At 67.1% G+C, this 18,578-nt stretch carries 14 protein-coding genes; 4 read left to right on the forward strand and 10 right to left on the reverse strand.

All coding sequences use genetic code 11. The annotated features are described in order from the left end of the window. The first annotated feature begins 74 nt into the window (after positions 1 to 74). On the forward strand, positions 75 to 1,772 hold the full coding sequence (locus tag NIBR502772_RS14975) for an NAD(P)H-dependent oxidoreductase subunit E (protein ID WP_141140798.1): 1,698 nt from the start codon (positions 75 to 77) through the stop codon (positions 1,770 to 1,772). After that, the gene (gene fdhF / locus NIBR502772_RS14980; RefSeq protein ID WP_141140799.1) at positions 1,769 to 4,438 is read left to right on the forward strand and encodes a formate dehydrogenase subunit alpha; all 2,670 of its coding nucleotides are present in this window, start codon (positions 1,769 to 1,771) and stop codon (positions 4,436 to 4,438) included. Before NIBR502772_RS14975 ends, fdhF begins: the two co-directional genes overlap by 4 nt. Before the next feature lie 28 nt (positions 4,439 to 4,466). On the opposite strand, the gene NIBR502772_RS14985 is transcribed toward fdhF, so the two are convergent. The 8 genes from NIBR502772_RS14985 to NIBR502772_RS15020 all read right to left on the reverse strand — a co-directional run bounded on the left by NIBR502772_RS14985 (position 4,467) and on the right by NIBR502772_RS15020 (position 13,338). After that, positions 4,467 to 4,709 (reverse strand): acyl carrier protein, encoded by a 243-nt coding sequence (locus tag NIBR502772_RS14985; RefSeq protein ID WP_141140800.1) that lies wholly within the window; start codon positions 4,707 to 4,709, stop codon positions 4,467 to 4,469. Continuing rightward, positions 4,706 to 6,115, reverse strand: coding sequence for a 2-oxo acid dehydrogenase subunit E2 (locus NIBR502772_RS14990; RefSeq protein WP_141140801.1), 1,410 nt, complete (start codon positions 6,113 to 6,115; stop codon positions 4,706 to 4,708). The genes NIBR502772_RS14985 and NIBR502772_RS14990 overlap by 4 nt, the downstream gene beginning before the upstream one ends. After that, positions 6,108 to 7,088, reverse strand: a complete 981-nt coding sequence (locus NIBR502772_RS14995) for an alpha-ketoacid dehydrogenase subunit beta (RefSeq protein ID WP_141140802.1) — start codon at positions 7,086 to 7,088, stop codon at positions 6,108 to 6,110. Before NIBR502772_RS14995 ends, NIBR502772_RS14990 begins: the two co-directional genes overlap by 8 nt. Then, positions 7,085 to 8,134 carry a pyruvate dehydrogenase (acetyl-transferring) E1 component subunit alpha gene (gene pdhA, locus NIBR502772_RS15000; protein WP_141140803.1) on the reverse strand — a complete coding sequence of 350 codons (1,050 nt, stop codon included), beginning with the start codon at positions 8,132 to 8,134 and terminating at the stop codon, positions 7,085 to 7,087. Before pdhA ends, NIBR502772_RS14995 begins: the two co-directional genes overlap by 4 nt. Beyond that, positions 8,131 to 9,948, reverse strand: coding sequence for an acetate--CoA ligase (gene acsA, locus NIBR502772_RS15005; RefSeq protein WP_141140804.1), 1,818 nt, complete (start codon positions 9,946 to 9,948; stop codon positions 8,131 to 8,133). Before acsA ends, pdhA begins: the two co-directional genes overlap by 4 nt. Before the next feature lie 89 nt (positions 9,949 to 10,037). Then, positions 10,038 to 11,366: an erythromycin esterase family protein gene (locus tag NIBR502772_RS15010; protein WP_210412306.1), complete on the reverse strand. Its 1,329-nt coding sequence runs from the start codon at positions 11,364 to 11,366 to the stop codon at positions 10,038 to 10,040. After that, positions 11,363 to 12,706: a phosphoribosyltransferase gene (locus tag NIBR502772_RS15015; protein ID WP_141142098.1), complete on the reverse strand. Its 1,344-nt coding sequence runs from the start codon at positions 12,704 to 12,706 to the stop codon at positions 11,363 to 11,365. The genes NIBR502772_RS15010 and NIBR502772_RS15015 overlap by 4 nt, the downstream gene beginning before the upstream one ends. Positions 12,707 to 12,870: 164 nt before the next feature. Next, positions 12,871 to 13,338, reverse strand: a complete 468-nt coding sequence (locus tag NIBR502772_RS15020; RefSeq protein WP_141140805.1) for a DUF4383 domain-containing protein — start codon at positions 13,336 to 13,338, stop codon at positions 12,871 to 12,873. 405 nt (positions 13,339 to 13,743) lie between these two features. Here NIBR502772_RS15020 and NIBR502772_RS15025 point away from each other — a divergent pair, with 405 nt between their 5' ends. Continuing rightward, the gene (locus NIBR502772_RS15025; RefSeq protein ID WP_371706682.1) at positions 13,744 to 14,040 is read left to right on the forward strand and encodes an Hsp20/alpha crystallin family protein; all 297 of its coding nucleotides are present in this window, start codon (positions 13,744 to 13,746) and stop codon (positions 14,038 to 14,040) included. A 343-nt stretch (positions 14,041 to 14,383) separates the two neighbouring features. Next, the gene (locus NIBR502772_RS15030; RefSeq protein WP_168223553.1) at positions 14,384 to 14,746 is read left to right on the forward strand and encodes a type II CAAX prenyl endopeptidase Rce1 family protein; all 363 of its coding nucleotides are present in this window, start codon (positions 14,384 to 14,386) and stop codon (positions 14,744 to 14,746) included. Between the two features lie 239 nt (positions 14,747 to 14,985). On the opposite strand, the gene metE is transcribed toward NIBR502772_RS15030, so the two are convergent. Next, a complete protein-coding gene (gene metE, locus NIBR502772_RS15035) occupies positions 14,986 to 17,319 on the reverse strand; it encodes a 5-methyltetrahydropteroyltriglutamate--homocysteine S-methyltransferase (protein WP_141140808.1) in 2,334 nt (777 codons plus the stop codon). A gap of 56 nt (positions 17,320 to 17,375) precedes the next feature. Beyond that, a complete protein-coding gene (locus tag NIBR502772_RS15040) occupies positions 17,376 to 18,341 on the reverse strand; it encodes a methylenetetrahydrofolate reductase (RefSeq protein WP_141140809.1) in 966 nt (321 codons plus the stop codon). Positions 18,342 to 18,578 lie beyond the last annotated feature (237 nt).

The following is an 18,578-nucleotide window of genomic DNA, read 5'->3' on the forward strand; positions in this document are numbered from 1 at the left end:
GCGGTGCGGCTCCCGTGTTTGGCGGGACTTTCGACCCTTACCTCATTGAGGCCATGTGAGTCCATGATGAACGCATGCATGAATTCCCTGCCGGGCGCCCGGGCGCCGGGGCTGAGGGCTGGGAACGGAACACCGACGATCCATTCCTCCGGTACGCCGCGCGCTTCGACCGGCCGGTCGGCGAGATCCCGGACGTGTTGCGGAGCTCCGTTGCCGCTCCGGCAGATATTGCCCGCACGCTGGGGCTGCCCGCGGCAGCGGTCGAAGGACCGGCTTCCTACTTCGCTGATTTTACGGCGCCCCGCGCAGCCCGCCATGTAAGGGTCTGCACCGCTGCCGCCTGCTTTGCAGCAGCCGGTGGCGCGCACCTCGCTGAGGTGGAGGCGGCGCTGGGAGTGGAGGCCGGAGCCTGCAGCGCGGACGGCTCTGTGTCGCTCCAGGCCGTGCGCTGCCTGGGCTACTGTTTCACTGGTCCCGCGGCACTGGACGGCGTGGACCCGCATGCCGGGCCGGAACTGGCGGCACAGTTGCTGGGAGCAGCCCCGCGGACGGCCCCGCCCATCCCGGTTTCTTGCGCTAGCCCGTTTCCCGTGGTGACCGCCGGGCTGCTCGGCGGTTTGCAGCCCTGGCAGGTATGGCCGGACGTGGCCGCCTCCGGAACACCTGAGGACGTCCTGGACCGGGTCGAGGCTGCCCAGTTGCGAGGACGGGGCGGCGCCGGTTTCCGCGCCGCCGCCAAATGGCGGGCCGCCCTCGAACACCCTGCGCCCCGGGTAGTGGTGGCCAATGGCGATGAGGGCGACCCCGGTTCCTACGCCGACCGGCTGCTCATGGAAGAGGATCCGCACCGCGTGTTGGAGGGCCTGGCCTTGGCCTGCTTCGCCGTCGGCGCTGCCACGGGCATCGTGTTCGTCCGCTCGGAGTACCCGCACGCCGCCGCCCGGCTGCGGGAAGCGGTGGCCGAAGCACGCGCTGCCGGGCACCTTGGCCCGAACGTCGCGGGAAGCGGGTTCAGCCTGAACTTCCATGTGGTCGAGGGCGCAGGGTCCTATGTGTCCGGTGAGGAAACGGCCCTGATTAACGGGCTGGAAGGGCTGCGCGGCACAGTGCGGCCCCGTCCGCCGTTCCCTGCCACGCGCGGACTCTACGGCCAGCCCACTGTGGTCAACAACGTGGAAACGCTCAGCGCAGTCCCATGGATCGTGCAGCACGGCGGGCCCGCGTATGCGGCGCTGGGAACCCCGGATGAGGCCGGCACAGTGCTCGCCTGCCTGTCGGAACGGTTCCTCCGGCCCGGAGCCTACGAGGTGGAAATCGGCACGCCCGTCCGGCGGATCGTGGAGGAACTCGGCGGCGGGCTTCGCGACGGCAGGGAACTGCGTGCGCTGCAGATCGGCGGGCCGCTGGGCGGCTTCCTCGGCCCGCAGGACTTCGACGTGCCGCTGAGCGACGCCGCACTGTCCCGGTTCGGCGCGGCCCTCGGCCATGTGGGGATCGTGGCCTTCGACGATAGGCTCACCGGCGCGCAGGTGCTGCAGAACCTGTGGGACTTTGCCGCGGCGGAGAGCTGCGGACAGTGCTCACCGTGCCGGGTAGGGTCATGGCGCGGCCGCGCCTTGGCGGAACGGCCGGATACCCCGGACATCGGCCGCGAACGCGGCGAGGTGCTGCGCAGCATGGCCGCTGGCAGCCTGTGCGCCTTCGGCCGCCGCGTACCGGCGGCAGTACGAAGCCTTGCCCGCGTCTATGGGCTGACCGGGTGGCCCGCATGAAACTGCTTATTGACGGACAAGCCGTCGAAGTGCTCCGCGGAGCTACGCTGCTTGACGCCGTGCGGGCCGCGGGTCTGGCCCTCCCGGCGTTGTGCCATGACGACCGGCTCAGCTCGGTGGCCTCCTGCCGGACGTGCCTGGTGGACGTTGCCGGCCGGGGACTGGCCGCCGCCTGCAGCACCCCGGCCGAGGACGGACTGCGCATCGCCGTTGAGGCATCCCGGGGGAACCGGCGCGATGCCTTGCAGGCCATTGTCGCGGGGCTGCCGCCGCGGGCTCTGGATGTACCGGCAGACCGCAGCGAACTCGTCCGGCAATGCGCCGAGTATGGGGTGACATCCCCGGACCGTTCCGTCCTGCCACCGCAGCGCGGCCTCGACCATTCCCACCCTTACGTCAAACTCGACCGTGACGTCTGCATCGCCTGCGGGCGGTGTGTGCGCGCATGTGCAGAAATCCAAGGCACGTTCGCCCTGACGCTCGTGAACCGCGGCGCCGACACGGTGGTGGCCCCGGGCACGGGCGGTCCCTGGGCGGAATCCGATTGCGTTTCCTGTGGGGCCTGCGTGGACACGTGCCCTACCGGCGCACTGTCTGAACCTGGGCTCCTGCTTAATCTGTTGCCGGTTGAGCGGCAGACCAGGACCACGTGCGGCTATTGCGGGGTCGGCTGCAGCCTGGAGGTCTCCACCCGCGACAACGCGATCATGACCGTCACCCCGGTTGGTGATGGGTCCGTCAACCGCGGCCACGCCTGCGTCAAGGGACGCTTCGCCCACGGTTTCCTCAGCTCCCCGGATCGCCTGACCACCCCGCTGATCCGCCGCAGCGGCACGCTGGCCCCGGCAACCTGGGACGAGGCCGTGGAGTACGTGGCCACACGGCTGGCCGGGATCAGGGACTCCGATCCTGACGGTTTCGCGCTCATCTCCTCGGCCCGGGCCACCAACGAGGAGAACTACCTAGCCCAGAAGTTCGCCCGGGCCGTCTTGGGAACCAACAACGTGGACAACTGCTCCCGGCTTTGCCATGCTCCCTCCGCGGCCGGCTTGGCCGCCACGTTCGGGCTGGGCGGCGGGACAAACCCGTTCGATGACCTGGACCGGTGTGACGCGGTCCTCCTGGTCGGCGCGAACCCGACGGCGGCCCACCCGGTGGTCGGTTCGCGCATCTTCCAGCGGGTCATGGACGGGGCCCGCCTGGTGGTGGTGGATCCCCGCCGCACCTTCCTGGCCCGGCACGCAGACATCCACCTCCGGCCCCGTCCAGGAACCAACGTGGCTGTGTTCAACGGACTCGCGCACGTACTGGTCCGGGAAGGGCTGGTGGACACCGCGTTCCTGGATGCGCACGCCACCGGCTATGAGGAGCTGTTGGCTTTGCTCGGCGACTACCCGCCGGAAAGCGTGGCCGATATTTCCGGCGTCCCGGCGGATGACCTGGTGCAGGCGGCCCTGACGTACGGGCACGCGCTGGCGCCGGTCATTTTCTACGGCCTCGGCGTGACCGAACACCTGCACGGCACGGACGGGGTTCGGACGCTGTCCAACCTGGCCCTCCTCCGCGGCGCCGTGGGGCCGGGCGCCGGCGGAGGGGTGAACCCGCTGCGCGGCCAGAACAACGTCCAGGGCGCCTCGGACATGGGCGCACTGCCCGATACGTTGCCCGGTTACCAGAAGGTTCTGGACCCGGTGGCGAGGGCCCGATGCGCCGAGGCCTGGCGGACACAGGTACCGCCGCGGCCCGGGCTTCGGATCCCGCAGATGTTCGCTGCCGCCCGGACCGGGTCGCTGAAGGCGCTCTGGATCATCGGCGAGGACGTGCTCACCACCGACCCTGACAGCGCGTCGGTACGCGCGGCCCTGGACGCCTGCCCGCTGGTGATCTGCAACGATCTGTTCCTTACCGCCACGGCAGCCACCGCCGACGTCGTCTTCCCCGTGGCCTCATGGCTGGAAAAGGACGGCACGTTCGTCAATTTCGAACGGCGCTTCCAGCGGGTCCGGGAGGCGGTGGCACCCCCGGCCGGGGTCCGGACCGACTTTGCGGTGCTGCACGCCGTCGCGTCCCGGCTGGGCGCGGACCTTGGCTGCGCCACACCGGCGGAGGCCATGGCCGAATGTGCCGCAGTGGCACCAGTGTTCGGCGGTATCACTCATGCACGCCTGGACCGGGACGGCCCCCTCCACTGGCCGTGCAGTTCTGCGGACTCCCCCGGCACGCCGCGGCTCTACCGGGACCGTTTCGCCACCCCGGACGGCCTGGCACACTTGGCCGCCAGCCCGTACCTGCCCCCGGGAGAACAATGCGACGCCGATTTCCCGTTCCTTCTTATTACCGGGCGCAGGGCTGAGCATTACAACTCCGGCAGTATGACCCGCCGCACCGACAACCTGCGCCTGCTCTCCCTGGAGACGATCGACGTCGAGCCTGGAGATGCCGTGCTGTTGGGACTGAACAACGGCGATCCTGTCCATCTGAACAGCAGGCACGGAACAGCGGTCCTGTGTGCCAGGATTACCGATGATGTGGCACCCGGCCAGGTGTTCGCCGGTTTCCACTTCCCTGGTGCCGCCGTCAACAGCCTTACGTCGCCCTCGGGGGACGAGGTCACGGGATGCCCTGAATACAAGGTGACCGCAGTCAGCCTTGCCGGACCCCGCTGACCGGGTCTCGCCCAGGGCGACCTGCCCCTCAGCCGTGGTCGGCCAGATAGGTGATCAGGCCACGCACTGTCGCCACCGCGGGGTAGTCGCGTTCCGGAATCTCCACGCCCGTGGACCTGGCGATGGTCTCCACCAGGCGCAAAAAATCCAGTGAGTCCAGTTCCAGGTCCTGGCGCAGCCTGGCGCTCCCCTCAAGATCTTCCGGTTCGACCTCGGGTGCCACCTGGCGGATAGCTGCCTGCGCCGCCTTCCGGGCGTCCTCGTGGTTCATAGCTCCTCCGGTTTCTGCAGCAACTCATCGATCCGAGACAGGAACCGGCCGCCGCGCAGCCCGTCGCTGACCCGGTGGTCGGCGGAAAGCGTCGCTATGACAGCGTGCCGTACCCCGAGCATTCCGTCGCGCGCCCACGGCTGCTCCAGGACCTTTCCGAAGCCGACCATGGCCACCTGGGGTGGGTAAATGACGCCGTACACACTTTCCACGCCGAGGTCGCCCAGGTTGGTCACGGTGAGCGTGGGATCTGCCATCTCGGCGCGCTGCAGTCGGCCCGCCCGGGCTCGGCTGACTAGGCCGCGCAGCTGGTCCATGAGTTCGTCGAGGGTCAGTGCTTCTGCGTTGTGCAGGGCAGGTGCCACCAGCCCGCCGCGGCGCAGTGCCACTGCGACGCCAAGGTGGACACTGGTGCTGGGCCGGAACTCGCCATGGGTGAAGAAGCCGTTCATGTCCGGCACGTCCTTCGCAGCCAGCGCCGTCGCTTTCAGGAGCAATGCCGAGGGGACTAGGCGGGCCGAGACCGGACGCTGCTGGTTGACCGACTGCATCCATGACATGGCGGCTTCCAGATCAAGGGTAGCGGCCAGGTAATAGTGCGGGATTTCCTTTTTCGAACGGGCCATCAGCGAACCGATTGCCTGCCTGAGCGTGCCGGTTTTGGTCTCCGACGCCTCTTTCCGGCTCCGCCGTGGAGCAGGCCCGGCCGGTGTTTCCGCAGGCTGGGAAGGCGCAGGCGCAGGCACCTCCTGCGCCCCGGCGGCGGAGTGCGAGGCACGGCGTACGTCGGATTCAATGACGGCACCGCCCGGACCTGTTCCCTGCAGGCCCCGCAGATCGATGCCAAGCTGGGCCGCCACCCGGCGGGCCAGCGGCGAGGAGCGCAACCCGCGCCCCTCCGCCGGACCGCGTTGGGCTGCTGGAGCCGTGGACTCACCGCGGACCGCACCGTCGGCGGCGCTTTCGACGTCGGCCCGGGTCACCTCACCGTTCCTGCCGCTCCCGCGGACCGACCCGACGTCGACACCCAGCCTGTGTGCCAGATGCCGTACCGGGGGCGAAACGTGCACGCCATGTTCGGGCGGCTCGAACGGAAAGACCCCGGTGTCCTCAGCCGCGGCCGCCGGTGCGGGAACCAAAATCGGCGGCCCGGCCGGGGCCTTTTCGGCGGGTGTGGCGGTGATCCTGGCGATCGGTGTCCCCACGTCCACCGTGTCACCGATCTCCACCAGGAATTCGGCCACAACACCCTCTTCGAAGGACTCCACGTCCATCACGGTCTTGTCCGTATCCACCGCCGCCACCAGATCGCCCTTGTGGACATAATCGCCGGGTTTGACCAGCCACTCCACCACCTTGCCGTGTTCCATGTCGGCGCCCAGGGACGGCATCCGGAACTCAGCCACCGGACCCCGCCGCCCTCCGCGAGGCGGCCACTACCCGTTCAACCGAGGGCAGCGCTGCCAGTTCCATATGTTTGGCGTACGGCACAGGCACTTCCGCACTGCAGACCCGCTCCACCGGGGCATCCAGGTCGAAAAACGCGTGCTCGCTGATCCTCGCAGCTATCTCCGCCGAGATACTGCCGCTCCGCCAGCCCTCGTCAACCACCACCGCCCGGTGGGTCCTGCCCACGCTGCGAAGGATGGTTCGGTCATCGAGTGGCCGAAGGACCCGCAGATCGATGACCTCCGCGTCAATGCCTTCCCCCGCCAACTGCTCAGCGGCGTCCAGCACAGCGGGAAGCGTGCCCCCGTAGGTGATGAGCGTGATGTCCTCACCCGGGCGCAGGACAGCAGCCTCATCAATGCCGACCGGCCCGGCGTCGTCCGCCAGCTCCCCGGCCACGTTATATAGCGAGCCGTGCTCAAAGATCAGTACCGGGTCCGGGTCCTCCAGCGCGGTCCACAGCATCCCGCGGGCATCGGCAAGGGTGGCAGGAGTCAGGATGCGCAGGCCCGGAATGTGCGCGTACCAGCCTTCCAGGCTGTGCGAATGCTGGGCGCCCAGCTGGCGGCCGGCCCCGGTGGTCATCCGGATAACCAGCGGCACGTTGAACTGCCCGCCGGACATATGCAGCAAGGTGGCGGCATTGTTCACAATCTGGTCCAGCGCGAGCAGGCTGAAGTTGACGGTCATGACTTCCACGATGGGACGCAGCCCGCCCAGGGCGGCCCCGATGCCCGCGCCTACGAAACCGGATTCAGACAGCGGGGTATCGCGGATGCGGTCGGGCCCGAATTCTTCCAGCAACCCAAGACTGACGGCGAAGCTGCCCCCATAGCGGCCCACGTCCTCGCCCATCAGGAAGACCCGGCTGTCGCGCTGGATGGCATCACGGAGGGCAGCGCGCACCGCTTCCCGGTAAGTGGTCTTCATCCTGCCACCCGGCTTTCTCTGGACTTGCTGTCTCGGCCTTGTCCGCTGCCGCCGCTGATGGCCGGCTCGCTGGTCACGAATCTGGTGAGATCCTCCACCGGTTCGAGGGTGCCTGCCTCAGCGAACCCGACGGCGGCCGTTATCTCGGCGTCGACCTCCGCCTGCAGCGCGGCCCACTCCTCCTCCGGCAGCTGGCCTGCGGCCTCCAGCGTGGCCTGGAGCAGGCGAATAGGGTCCCGCTCCATCCATCGGGCCACCTCCGCTTTCTCCCGATACAGCTCAGGGTCGAACATCGAATGTGCCCGGAAGCGGTAGGTGCGCAACTCCAGGAAATGCGGGCCACCCCCGGAGCGGACCGCGTCCACAGCCCGGCGCGAAGCCTCTTCCACGGCGAGCACATCCATGCCGTCAACGCTCCAGGCCGGAATCTCATAGCCTGCGGCCTTCAGGGCCAAGTCCGTCTGGGACTCGGAGCGGACCAGGGCCGTACCCATGGCATAGAGATTGTTCTCGCAGCAGAAGAGCACCGGAAGCTGCCAGAGGGCGGCCAGGTTCAGGCTTTCGTGGAACTCCCCCTCAGCCACCGCACCTTCACCAAAGAAGCATGCGGTGACCCGGCGCCGGCCGGCCAGCCTGTCGGCCAGGGCAAGCCCGACGGCGAGCGGCAGCCCGCCGGCTACGATCGCATTGCCGCCATAGAACCGGGTCGCGGCGTCAAACAGATGCATGGACCCTCCCCTGCCGCGGCAGCATCCTTCGGCATGGCCGTACATCTCGGCCAGAATGGCGCTGGCGGATACACCCCGGAGGAGGGCGTGCCCATGCTCCCGGTACGTGGCCACTACTGCGTCCTCAGCTGTGAGGGTTTCGATCACGCCGGCCGCTACGGCTTCTTCGCCGATGTAGACGTGCAGGAAACCGCGGATTTTGGCAGCGCTGTACAGTTCAACGCACTTTTCCTCCAGCCGGCGCACCCGCAGCATCTGCTGCAGAAGATGCCGTGCATTCCCAGCCTCCGAAACTGACTGGCTTTGTAGGGGACTCATGACCGCTCGCCAACCGCCGGTTCGAGGGTTGAAAGGTCGCCTTCCGGAAGCCCCAGTTCGCGTGACTTCAGGAGACGTCGGAGGATCTTTCCGCTCCGCGTTTTTGGCAGGTTGGTGGTGAAGTCGAGCAGTCGGGGGGCCACCGCCGGCCCAAGCCTCTTCCGGGCGAACCCGATAATGTCGAGCCTGAGCTCCTCGGAGGGTTCCGGGCCCGGCCGGAGCTCAACAAAGGCCTTCACCACTTCCCCGGCCACCGGATCGGGAACGCCAATCACGCCCGCTTCGGCCACTGCAGGGTGCTCCATCAGGCAGCTTTCCACTTCGAAAGGACCGATCAGGTGGCCCGAAGACTTGATCACGTCATCTCCGCGGCCCACGAACCAGAAGTACCCGTCCTCGTCGCGCGTTGCCAGGTCTCCTGTGAGGTACCAGCCGCCGGCGAAACAGCGGCGGTATCGCTCCTCGTCATTGAGGTAGCCGCGGAACATCGAGGGCCAGCCGGGACGCAATGCCAGCTCCCCCACGGCGCCGGGCCCGGTGACGAGCCGGGCCTCGCCGTCCTGGATGACCGGCGTTCCGTTGGCATCCCGGGCCACCAGCGCCGCCTCGATGCCGGGGAGCGGCCGTCCCATGGATCCGGGACGGATTGGCGTGGCAGCATAGTTGGCGATCATGATTCCCCCCGTTTCGGTCTGCCACCAGTTGTCGTGCACGGGCAGGCCCAGCACGTCCCGGCCCCAGAGAACAACTTCGGGATTCAGCGGCTCACCCACGCTGGCCACGAACCGCAGCGCGGACAGGTCATAGCCTGCCGCCTTCTCTGCTCCGGCCTTCATAAGCATGCGCAATGCCGTCGGAGCGGTGTACCAGACTGTGACCCGGTGTTCGGCGAGGATCCTGTACCAGCGGTCCACGTCCAGTTCCTCTTCGTCCACCACGGCCGTGACGCCGTGCACGAGCGGGGCAATGATGCCGTAGGAGGTACCCGTCACCCACCCCGGATCGGCGGTACACCAGTAGATGTCGTCAGGATGCAGGTCCAGGGCGAAGTATCCGGTGGCGTAGTGGGCGGTCACGGCGTCGTGAACGTGGATTGCACCCTTCGGCGTCCCGGTGGTCCCGCTCGTGAAGTGGAGCAGGGCCATGTCCTCGGGCTGCGTGGCTGCAATGGGCTGGTCCGGCGGGGCGGCCTGCAGTAGTCCGGCGAGGTCCAGGGTGCCGGGCTCCGGGTTCCCTTCGGCATCCACCAGCAGGACAAAGCGGAGCTCCGGGAGGGAGTCCCGGATAGGTGCCACCTTCTTGCGGTACAGCGCCCTGGTGGTGATCAACGCTCGTCCGGAGCCCAGGTAGAGCCTTTGCCGCACCGGTTCCGGTCCGAAGGCGGAGAACAGTGGACAGAAGACGCTGGCGTTCTTGAACGTGCCCAGGACAGCGGTGTAGAGTTCCGGGCTGCGGCCCAGAAGCGAGAAGACCCGGTCACCTCGTCCGATACCCAGCGTCCGGAGGACGGAGGCGAACCTGTCGGTGTCCCCGGCAAGCCCGGCATAAGTCAGGGAGCGGATGCTGCCGTCCGCCCGGACGAACCGGAGTGCTTCGGTTCCGGCCAGATGGCCTGCGGCATGGCGGTCAACTGCCTCGTAGGCGATGTTCAGGCCTCCGCTACCCGGGAGTCCGGCCAAAGCCCGCCGCACCCCATCCCAGGTGAAGGCCGCCCGCTCGGCCTCGTAGTCGGCCAGGTTGGGCTTCACCCGCAAGGACCCCGTGTCCTTGGTGATGACAGGCCATCGGGTGGAGCGTTGGGTTCCTGCACTCATGGTTCCATCCGACGCCCGCACCGGGCCTCGGGGGTAGAGTCCAAGGTCCCCCAGCCGGCAGCCCGGTCAGCAGTGGGTTGAGGCACGGTTTAGAAGCCGGTCGGCTCGGTTTCGAGCTCGGGCTCTGTGGGCACGTGTTCGTGGTGCAATGGCCCCAGCGCCGTTGTCCGGGGAAACCACAACAATGCGTCATAGCGCTGGCCCATGGCGGTGGGGACGTAGTTGCCCCTCTCGCGATGGGGGTCGTAGACAACCCCGATGGCCCGGTGTCCGCGCCAGGAGGGGAGCCAGCGGCCCGCCCGGTCCGCGCCGAATATCAGTGTGGACGGGCTCTGGAGGGCTGAGTGAAGGAGGTCTTCGTGGCTGCCGGGCATGGCTTCCGGGACGTTCATGACCTGTTCTGGGGAACCCCAGGAACGTGCGGCAGTGACGGATCCTTGATATGAGGCAAAGCCGACGAGGACCACGGATCCGTGATGCCGCCTACGCATCAGCTGGCCGATGTTGACCATCCCGCCCAAAGCCATATCCGTCGCCCTGGCATCACCTATGTGCGTATTGTGGGCCCAGACCAGGCCCTTTGAGCCGGGACCGTGGTGGCGTGCCAGCCGGTCTATAGTGTCACTCATGTGGTGGTCACGGATGTTCCAGGACTGCTGGTCACCGCGGATCATGGTCCGGTAGTAGCGCTCGGCATTCGCTGCGACGATGGCGTTCTGCACCGCGTCAAAAGCTGCAGGGTCGTCCTCCACCCGGCCCAAGGTCTGCCGGTGCACCTCGGCAAGGAGCGCGACCACGTCCGCCTCGCACGACTGCGGCACCAGCCGTGTGCTCGCGGCATACCGCTGGGGGTCTTCCCGGAACGGCACAAAACATTGCCACGCCTTCAGTGCGGCAGGTACGGCTTCGGGTGTGTTGGCGTCGAGCCAGCCGAAGATCTCCCGCAGGGAATCCCAGAGAGAGTAGACATCCAGCCCGTAGAAACCGGTGCGCTGATTCTCCGCCCGGGCCAGGTTCCAGTCGCGCAGCCAGGTAAGAAACTCCGCCACCACCTGGTTGGCCCACATCCAGGTGGGCCACCGTTCGAAGCCAGCCAGGAGCTGCCGCGCGTCGAGGTCCTGGTCGGTTTGGCCACGGACCCAGCAGTTGATGCGCCAGCAGTCCGGCCAGTCGCCCTCCACCCCGATCCAGCTGAACGTGTGCTCTTCGATGAGCCGGCGGCTCAGGGCCGCCCGCCACTGGTAGTACTCCTGCGTGCCGTGCGACGCCTCGCCAAGGCACACGAAGCGTGCCGGCGAGCATAATTCCACCAGATCGTCGAGGGGGCCGGACACCGTTTCCAGTGGCCGGGCCAGGGCTCGGATCTCCTCCAGTTCCGATGCGTGGGCATAGGGTCGGCGCTCGTTTCCGACGTTCACTGCAATAGCTCCTCAGCGGGTTCTCCCTGCCGGGACGGCAGCAGGTACCGGCTAAACCAGCCAGCCGCCAGGGTGGCCGCGCGGGCCAGCGTGCCGGGTTCTTCAAAGAGGTGGGTGGCCCCCGGAACGATTTCGAGCCGGGTGGGGGCCCGCATCAGCGCCATGGCTTGCCGGTTGAGCGCCAGCACCTGGGTGTCCGCCCCGCCCACGATCAGCAGGGTTGGGGCCCGCACGGCCGCGAGCCGGTCGCCGGCCAGGTCCGGTCGGCCTCCCCGGGACACGACGGCGGCGATGTTGGCATGCGGTTCGGCGGCTGCCCGGAGAGCAGCGCCTGCACCCGTGCTTGCCCCGAAGTAGCCAATCCGCCCATGCCACCCGTCCTGCTGCCCCTCAAGCCACCGGGTGGCAGATCCCAGCCGCTGTGCCAGCAAGGCGATATCGAAGACGTTGGCCCGGTTGACCTCCTCCGCCGGGGTCAGCAGGTCGAGCAGCAGGGTGCCCAGCCCGGCGCCGTGAAGAACGGAGGCCACGAACCTGTTGCGGGGACTGTGCCTGCTGCTGCCGCTGCCATGGGCGAAGATAACGATGCCCTCACACCCTGCCGGCCGGTACATTGTGCCGCTCAGGCGAAGCCGACCGTCGTAAATCTCGACCTCCTCCTCGGCGCCCTCGGCCAGGGCACCCTTCTGCCGAACACGGTGCAGTGCGCGGGCGGCGGCGTCGAGCAGCCGCACCACCTCCTCATCCTCCGTGGGTGAAAAGTCGTGATAGTAGTACCCCACTGCGCGGAAGTCCCGCGGTGAAACCAGGCATACGACCTCATCCGCGTCCTTAAACGAGGCCACCGTCCGGGCGGGCGCCACGGGCACGGCCAGGATCACCCGCGCCGCACCGAGCTGCCTGGCCACCTGGCAGGCCACCCGAGCCGTGGAGCCCGTGGCAATCCCGTCGTCCACCACGATGACGGTGCGCCCGTGCACTTCGGCCCGGTTCCTCCCCTGGCGGTACCTGGCCAGGCGCTGCTCCAGAAGTTTGCGTTCTTTCGTTTCAACCGTGCGGAGGTCCTCCTCCGTAACACCGGCCAAGGCAATTGTTCGCGTGTCCAGGACCCGGGCGCCGCCTTCCCCAATGGCACCCAGGGCAACCTCCGGCTGGAACGGAACCCCCAATTTCCGCACCACAACCACATCCAGCGGCGCATCAAGGGCTCTCGCCACCTCGAAGGCCACCGGCACACCGCCGCGGGGCAGACCCAGCACCACCACGTCCTGACCCCGGAGCCCGGCAAGCCGCTGTCCCAACCGCCGGCCAGCATCGGTCCTGTCCAGAAACTCAAACATCATCTCTCACCGTTCATGGACTGTTTCCTCCCCTTGCAGGGGAGCCGCCCTACGGGCCCAAGACGCGCAGGACAAAATGGGCGTCCGACACACTTTTGGCTACCAACGCGGCCCGAGTCCCCGGCCAGTGCGGCTTCTCCTTGTCCGGTTTCGTATTCTCGCGACTACCGGCCTTGGCCGGTGCGGGCCGTACCGCGGCCAAGCGCAATGCCCAACGCGAGCATGAGGACTCCCAGTATGGCGTGGAGCCAGTTGTCTGCTGTGTTGACGGGGATGAAGTTGGCTGCGGAGGCCTGATCAATCAGAAGCCCGTACAGCCAGATCACAAGGTATAAAGCTCCTCCGCCGATCAGGAAATACTTCGACTGGGCGGGGGTCCTTCCCATGAGCAGGCCGGCTGCCCCGAACGCCAAGTGGACAATGTTATGCAAAATGGACACTTGGAAGATGCCCAGGAGCAGGGCACCTGAGCCGTGGCCTGCGAAGGTCAACTGTGAATAATTTGTCGTGATGCCGGGGATGAAGCCGAGGACTCCCACGAGGGCGAAAACGGCACCGGCGGCAAGGGTTGTGATCTCGACGAACGTTCGGTGGTGGGCACCGATGCCCGGGTGTGCTGATGACGCAGACATCTTGGTCTCCCTCATATGGGTGTTCCTGTGCTGATAAGGGTCCTGGTAGGCAGGCGCTGGCCGAGGATGTGTCAGCCCTGTTCCGGGGGCCCATGATTCATGGTTCAATGCCAGACATGGAGGAAGTCAGAGGCTTTAGTCCTGCTCCCCTGAAGGTTGACGACCTTGTCTTATGTCCAGGCTCTCGCTGCGGGCCAACGTCACGGTCGTGATCATAGTGGTTTTGGCCGTTGGAAGGCCCCACGTCGGTTCGGTCTGGCTCGGACAGGCGTCTGCACGAAGAATCCCAGACATATGGGCCCCCGATCTGCCTGTTGACTTCCGCGGGTCCGGACCTGCGTCTGCCCCGCAAGTGGAGTCTTTCGTCCCTGTTGCCAGCTTCTTCGCGAGTATCTCAAGAACCTGGTGGTACGCGCCGAGATACCCGGCGTTGATCCCGACAAAGACGTCGAGATCACGATGGCCGACGGATTCCTGCACATCCACGCCGAACGCCGTGAAAAAGAAGAACACAAGGACAACGGCAACTTCCGGTCCGAATTCCGCTACGGCTCATTCAGCCGCAACATCCCGCTCCCGGACGGAGTGAAGGAAGCAGACATCAAAGCCAGCTACACCAACGGGGTCCTGGAAGTCCGCGCCCCGCTGCCGGACGGGGCCGAACCCACCACCCCAAAGAAACTCCCCATCACCCGCGGATGACATGACAGGCCCCCAGGACCACCCCGGATCCGGGATCGACATCAAATCGCTCTGTTCGCTCCTGGATCCGGCCACCCGGCAATGGTTCATGGACCTCAGCGGGAGCGGCATTGTGCCTCGCAAAACAGCCGCCGAAGTCTGTGAGGCTCGCGGCACAGCGGGTGCGGAATCATGGCGGGAACAATCGTGAACGGCTCGTCTGGGCGGCGTTCCTCCTCGGAGCGGTACTGCTGCTCAACGTGGGCAACGCCATCGTCTACGGTGTCGGCGACCCGCTCGCCGCCCTGGTCCTCGCGTCGGTCCAGTTCTCATCACGCTGTGGGGGTATCCGCTCCCGCGGCCCGTGGACTGGGTGCCGCTGCTGGCGCTGGCAGTCACCGTGGGCTTCTTCGAAGCGGTCTTCTTCAGGGGATTCATCGAGACCCGGCTGGAGGCCAGCTTCGGCCCCATTGCAGGGGTCGCCGGAGCCGCCGCCCTGTACGCCGCCTACGGCATGGCCTACCACGTCGGCTACGGCATGGGAGGGACCGAAATGCTCCTGCTTTTCGGGCTCGGGATCGTTTATGCGGTTGCCTTTGCCGTCGCCCGGAACCTCGTGGTCCTCTGGCCACTGCTGGTGCCCCTCGGATCCTTCCACCAGCGCCGTACCAGGCCGGCGGGAGCATCCCATGGCCACCGGCTCCCAAGGAACAGGCCAGAAAGATGACCGGGGTGACAATGCTGCCCCGGCCCTGCAGTTCACTATCGCCCATGGCACTGTGACGCATCAGAGTCTTTGGCCCCCGCGGCGGGCAGCGGGACCGGGACTTCAGCCCGAAGAGTCGGCTGAGTGGCTGCCACGATTGACCGCAGACAGGCTCCGGAGGGGGTGCGCAAACCGGTTAGAACGCGACGGCGGCCGGTCACCTTTCGGTGACCGGCCGCCGTCGGCGTTAACGCGGTGGGTTACTTCGCGGACTCCAGCAGGCCGGCGCGGACCGTCTTGGTGGCCTTGACCAGGTTGCGCAGGGACTCTTCGGTCTCGGCGTAGCCGCGGGTCTTCAGGCCGCAGTCCGGGTTGACCCAGAGCTGGCGTGACGGGACGTGCTTGACGGCGGTGGCCAGGAGCTCGGTGACCTCGGCTTCGCCCGGAACACGCGGCGAGTGGATGTCGTAGACGCCCGGGCCAACGCCGCGGCCGAAGCCGTGGGACTCGAGGTCGTGGACAACCTCCATGCGGGACCGTGCCGCTTCGATGGAGGTGACGTCTGCGTCGAGGCCGTCAATGGCGTCGATGATCACGCCGAACTCCGAGTAGCAGAGGTGGGTGTGGATCTGCGTGGCGTCGGCCGCACCGGCGGTGGCCAGGCGGAAGGAATCCACTGACCACTTCAGGTAGGTGGCGTGGTCGGCCTTGCGCAGCGGCAGGAGTTCGCGCAGTGCGGGCTCGTCCACCTGGATGACCTTGATGCCGGCAGCCTCGAGGTCCGCGATTTCGTCGCGGAGGGCCAGGCCAACCTGGTTGGCGGTCTCGCCCAGCGGCTGGTCATCGCGGACGAAGGACCAGGCCAGGATGGTGACCGGACCGGTGAGCATGCCCTTCATGGGCTTGCTGGTCAGCGACTGGGCGTACTCGGCCCAGGCCACCGTGATGGGGGCGCTGCGGGTGACGTCGCCCCAGAGGATGGACGGGCGGGTGCAGCGTGAGCCGTAGGACTGGACCCAGCCGTGGACCGTGACGTCGAAGCCTTCGAGGTTCTCGGCGAAGTACTGGACCATGTCGTTGCGCTCGGGCTCGCCGTGCACCAGGACGTCGTAGCCGAGCTCTTCCTGCAGCTCAACAACGCGCTTGATCTCGTCCTTCATGAGCTGTTCGTACTGCTCGTTGGTGAGGTCGCCCTTGTTGTTACGGGCACGCGCCGAGCGGATCTCGGACGTCTGCGGGAAGGAGCCGATGGTGGTGGTGGGCAGCGGCGGGAGGTGCAGTGCCTCTTCCTGGGCGGCTTCGCGGACTGCGTAGGCGGAGCGGCTGAAGTCCGCTGCGGTCAGGGCCTCGGTGCGGGCCCGGACGTCGTCGCGGCGGACGCCTTCGGCGATGGCGCGGGCTGCGATGACGGCGGATGCCTCGTCGATGGCTGCTTTGGCGGAGGCCGGGTCGGCCAGGTAGGACGCGAGGGTCTTGACTTCCACGGCCTTCTGGTCGGCGAACGCGAGCCAGCTGCGCAGCTCCTCGGAGAGCTGGCCTTCTTCGGTGACGTCGTGCGGGACGTGCTGGGTGGAGGTGGAGGTACTGACGGCGATCCGGCCGGCGGCAGCCTTAAGTTCGTCCAGCTTGGCGGCGGCGACGGCAAGGTCGTTGCGCCAGATGTTGTGGCCGTCAACGACGCCGGCAACCAGGGTCTTGTTGCCAAGGCCGGCCAGGGCCGCTGCGGACGGTACCGCGCCCTTGAAGGCGTCAATGTGCAGGGCGTCGATGTTGGTGGCGGCAAGTGTGCCCAGCTGGCCATCGAGGGCGCCGTACGGGGTGGAGACAAGGATCTGCGGGCGCTTGGCCGCACCGGAGAGGACTTCGTAAGCGCGGGCAACGGCTGCTTCGATTTCGGCGGCCGGGGTGTCCTGGTCAACAACCAGGGCGGGCTCGTCCAGCTGGATCCAGCTGGCGCCTGCGGCGGCGAGCTTCTCGAGCAGCTGCACGTAGACCGGCAGGACGTCTTCGAGGCGGGACAGCGGAGCGAAGCCGGCGGGGGCCTCATCCGAAGCCTTGGAGAGCAGCAGGTAGGTGACCGGGCCAACGATGTACGGGCGGGTCTCGATGCCGTTGGCCAGGGCGAACTCGAATTCCTCAACAATGCGGTTGGAGGCGAGGGTGAACTCGGTCTCCGGGCCGATCTCCGGAACGAGGTAGTGGTAGTTCGTGTCGAACCACTTGGTCATTTCCAGCGGCTGCTGGTCCTTGGTTCCACGGGCCAGGGTGAAGTAGCCGTCGATGTCGAGCTGGCCTGCGGCGTTGAGGAGCTTGCCGAAGCGGGCCGGGACAGCGCCGAGGTGGGCGGTGGCGTCCAGGACCTGGTCGTAGTAGGAGAAGGTGCCCGGAACAGCGGCGGCTTCGGTGAGGCCCAGTTCCTGCAGGCGCTTGGCGATGGTCAGCTGGATGCCCTTGGCGGCTGCGTCCAGGGCAGCAGCGTCGATCTTGCCGGCCCAGTAGGCTTCGATGGCCTTTTTGAGTTCGCGGCGGCGGCCGATGCGCGGGTAGCCGAGGAGTGACGCGGCCGGGAACGGGGTGGTGTTCTGTTCAGTCATGGGAGATTCCTTGAGTATTAGTGGAAGCTGTGAATGGTCTGGCGGATGTTGGAAGGTCAGCTGGCGAGCTGACGCCGGAGGGTGGCGCTGCGGCGGCCAGCTGACCGGGACTGGCGCGGAAGCGCCAGTTTGTCCAGCACCTCCAGCGCGCTCTGGTGTTCGTTGAAGGTGTAGATGTGGATGCCCGGCGCTCCGGCCTCGAGGGCCGCGTTAGCCAGGTCCACCGTGGCCCGGACACCGATCCGGAGTCGTTCGGAATCAGTGTCCGCGGCGGCGAGCCGAGCCAGGAGTTCCGGTGCCGGCTCAACGCCTGTCAGTTCGCCGAGCCGTGTGACCCGGCGCAGGCTGGTGAGCGGCATAACTCCCGGGATGATGGGGATGGTGACCCCTGCCCGGCGTGCGCGGCTAATGAGGTTCGCGTACTGCTCGGTGTGGAAGAAAACCTGGGTGATGGCAAAGTCGGCTCCGGAGCGCTGCTTGGCGAGCAGCACCTCGACGTCGTGGGCTTCAGTGGGTGATTCCGGGTGCCGGGTGGGGTACGCGGCGACGCCCACGGCGATCTTGCCCGCACACAGCAGGGCCGACCGCCGCTGTTCAACCCGCCGGATAAGTTCGATCAGGTCCTGCGCATACCGCAGTGAACCTGCGGCGAGCGGTGCACCGTCCTTGGGCTGGTCGCCCCGGAGGGCCAGGATGCCGCGGACCCCGGTGTCCAGGAGGTCACCGATGATCTCCGCCAGTTCCTCCGGCGTGTTGCCCACGCAGGTGAGGTGGGCGAGGGGCCGGAGCGTGGTTTCCAGGAGGAGCCTGTTGATGAGTTCGACGGCGGTGTCCCGGTTCGAGCCGCTGGCACCGTAAGTGACGGAGACATAGTCCGGCTCGGTGGTTTCCAGTTCCCGGATGGTGGTCCAGAGCGACTCGGCCGCGGCCGGCGAGCGGGGCGGGAAGAGCTCGTAAGAGAGCGCCACGGGGGCAGTCTCGGTGAGGTTCGGATGCGTTTCAATAAGGCTTGGCGGTGACATTTGCGTCCTTGGCTTTGGGCCATTGCCGGCTACCGGTCAAGTAATGTGACGGTGAAGCCGGGAATGAATTTGAGTTTGGGAACACGGAAAACTCCACAGGGACGCAGCCGCGACTGTTACGCCTGTAATGAAGTTGTCCGTGAGCAAATGTCAGGCCCACATGGGGGCACCCACACCCTCCACAATCGGAGGATCGCTGACACGTTACCTCGGTAACTTGTATAGAACTCTAGGAGC

Source organism: Pseudarthrobacter sp. NIBRBAC000502772 (genome assembly GCF_006517235.1).
Taxonomy (GTDB): Bacteria; Actinomycetota; Actinomycetes; order Actinomycetales; family Micrococcaceae; genus Arthrobacter.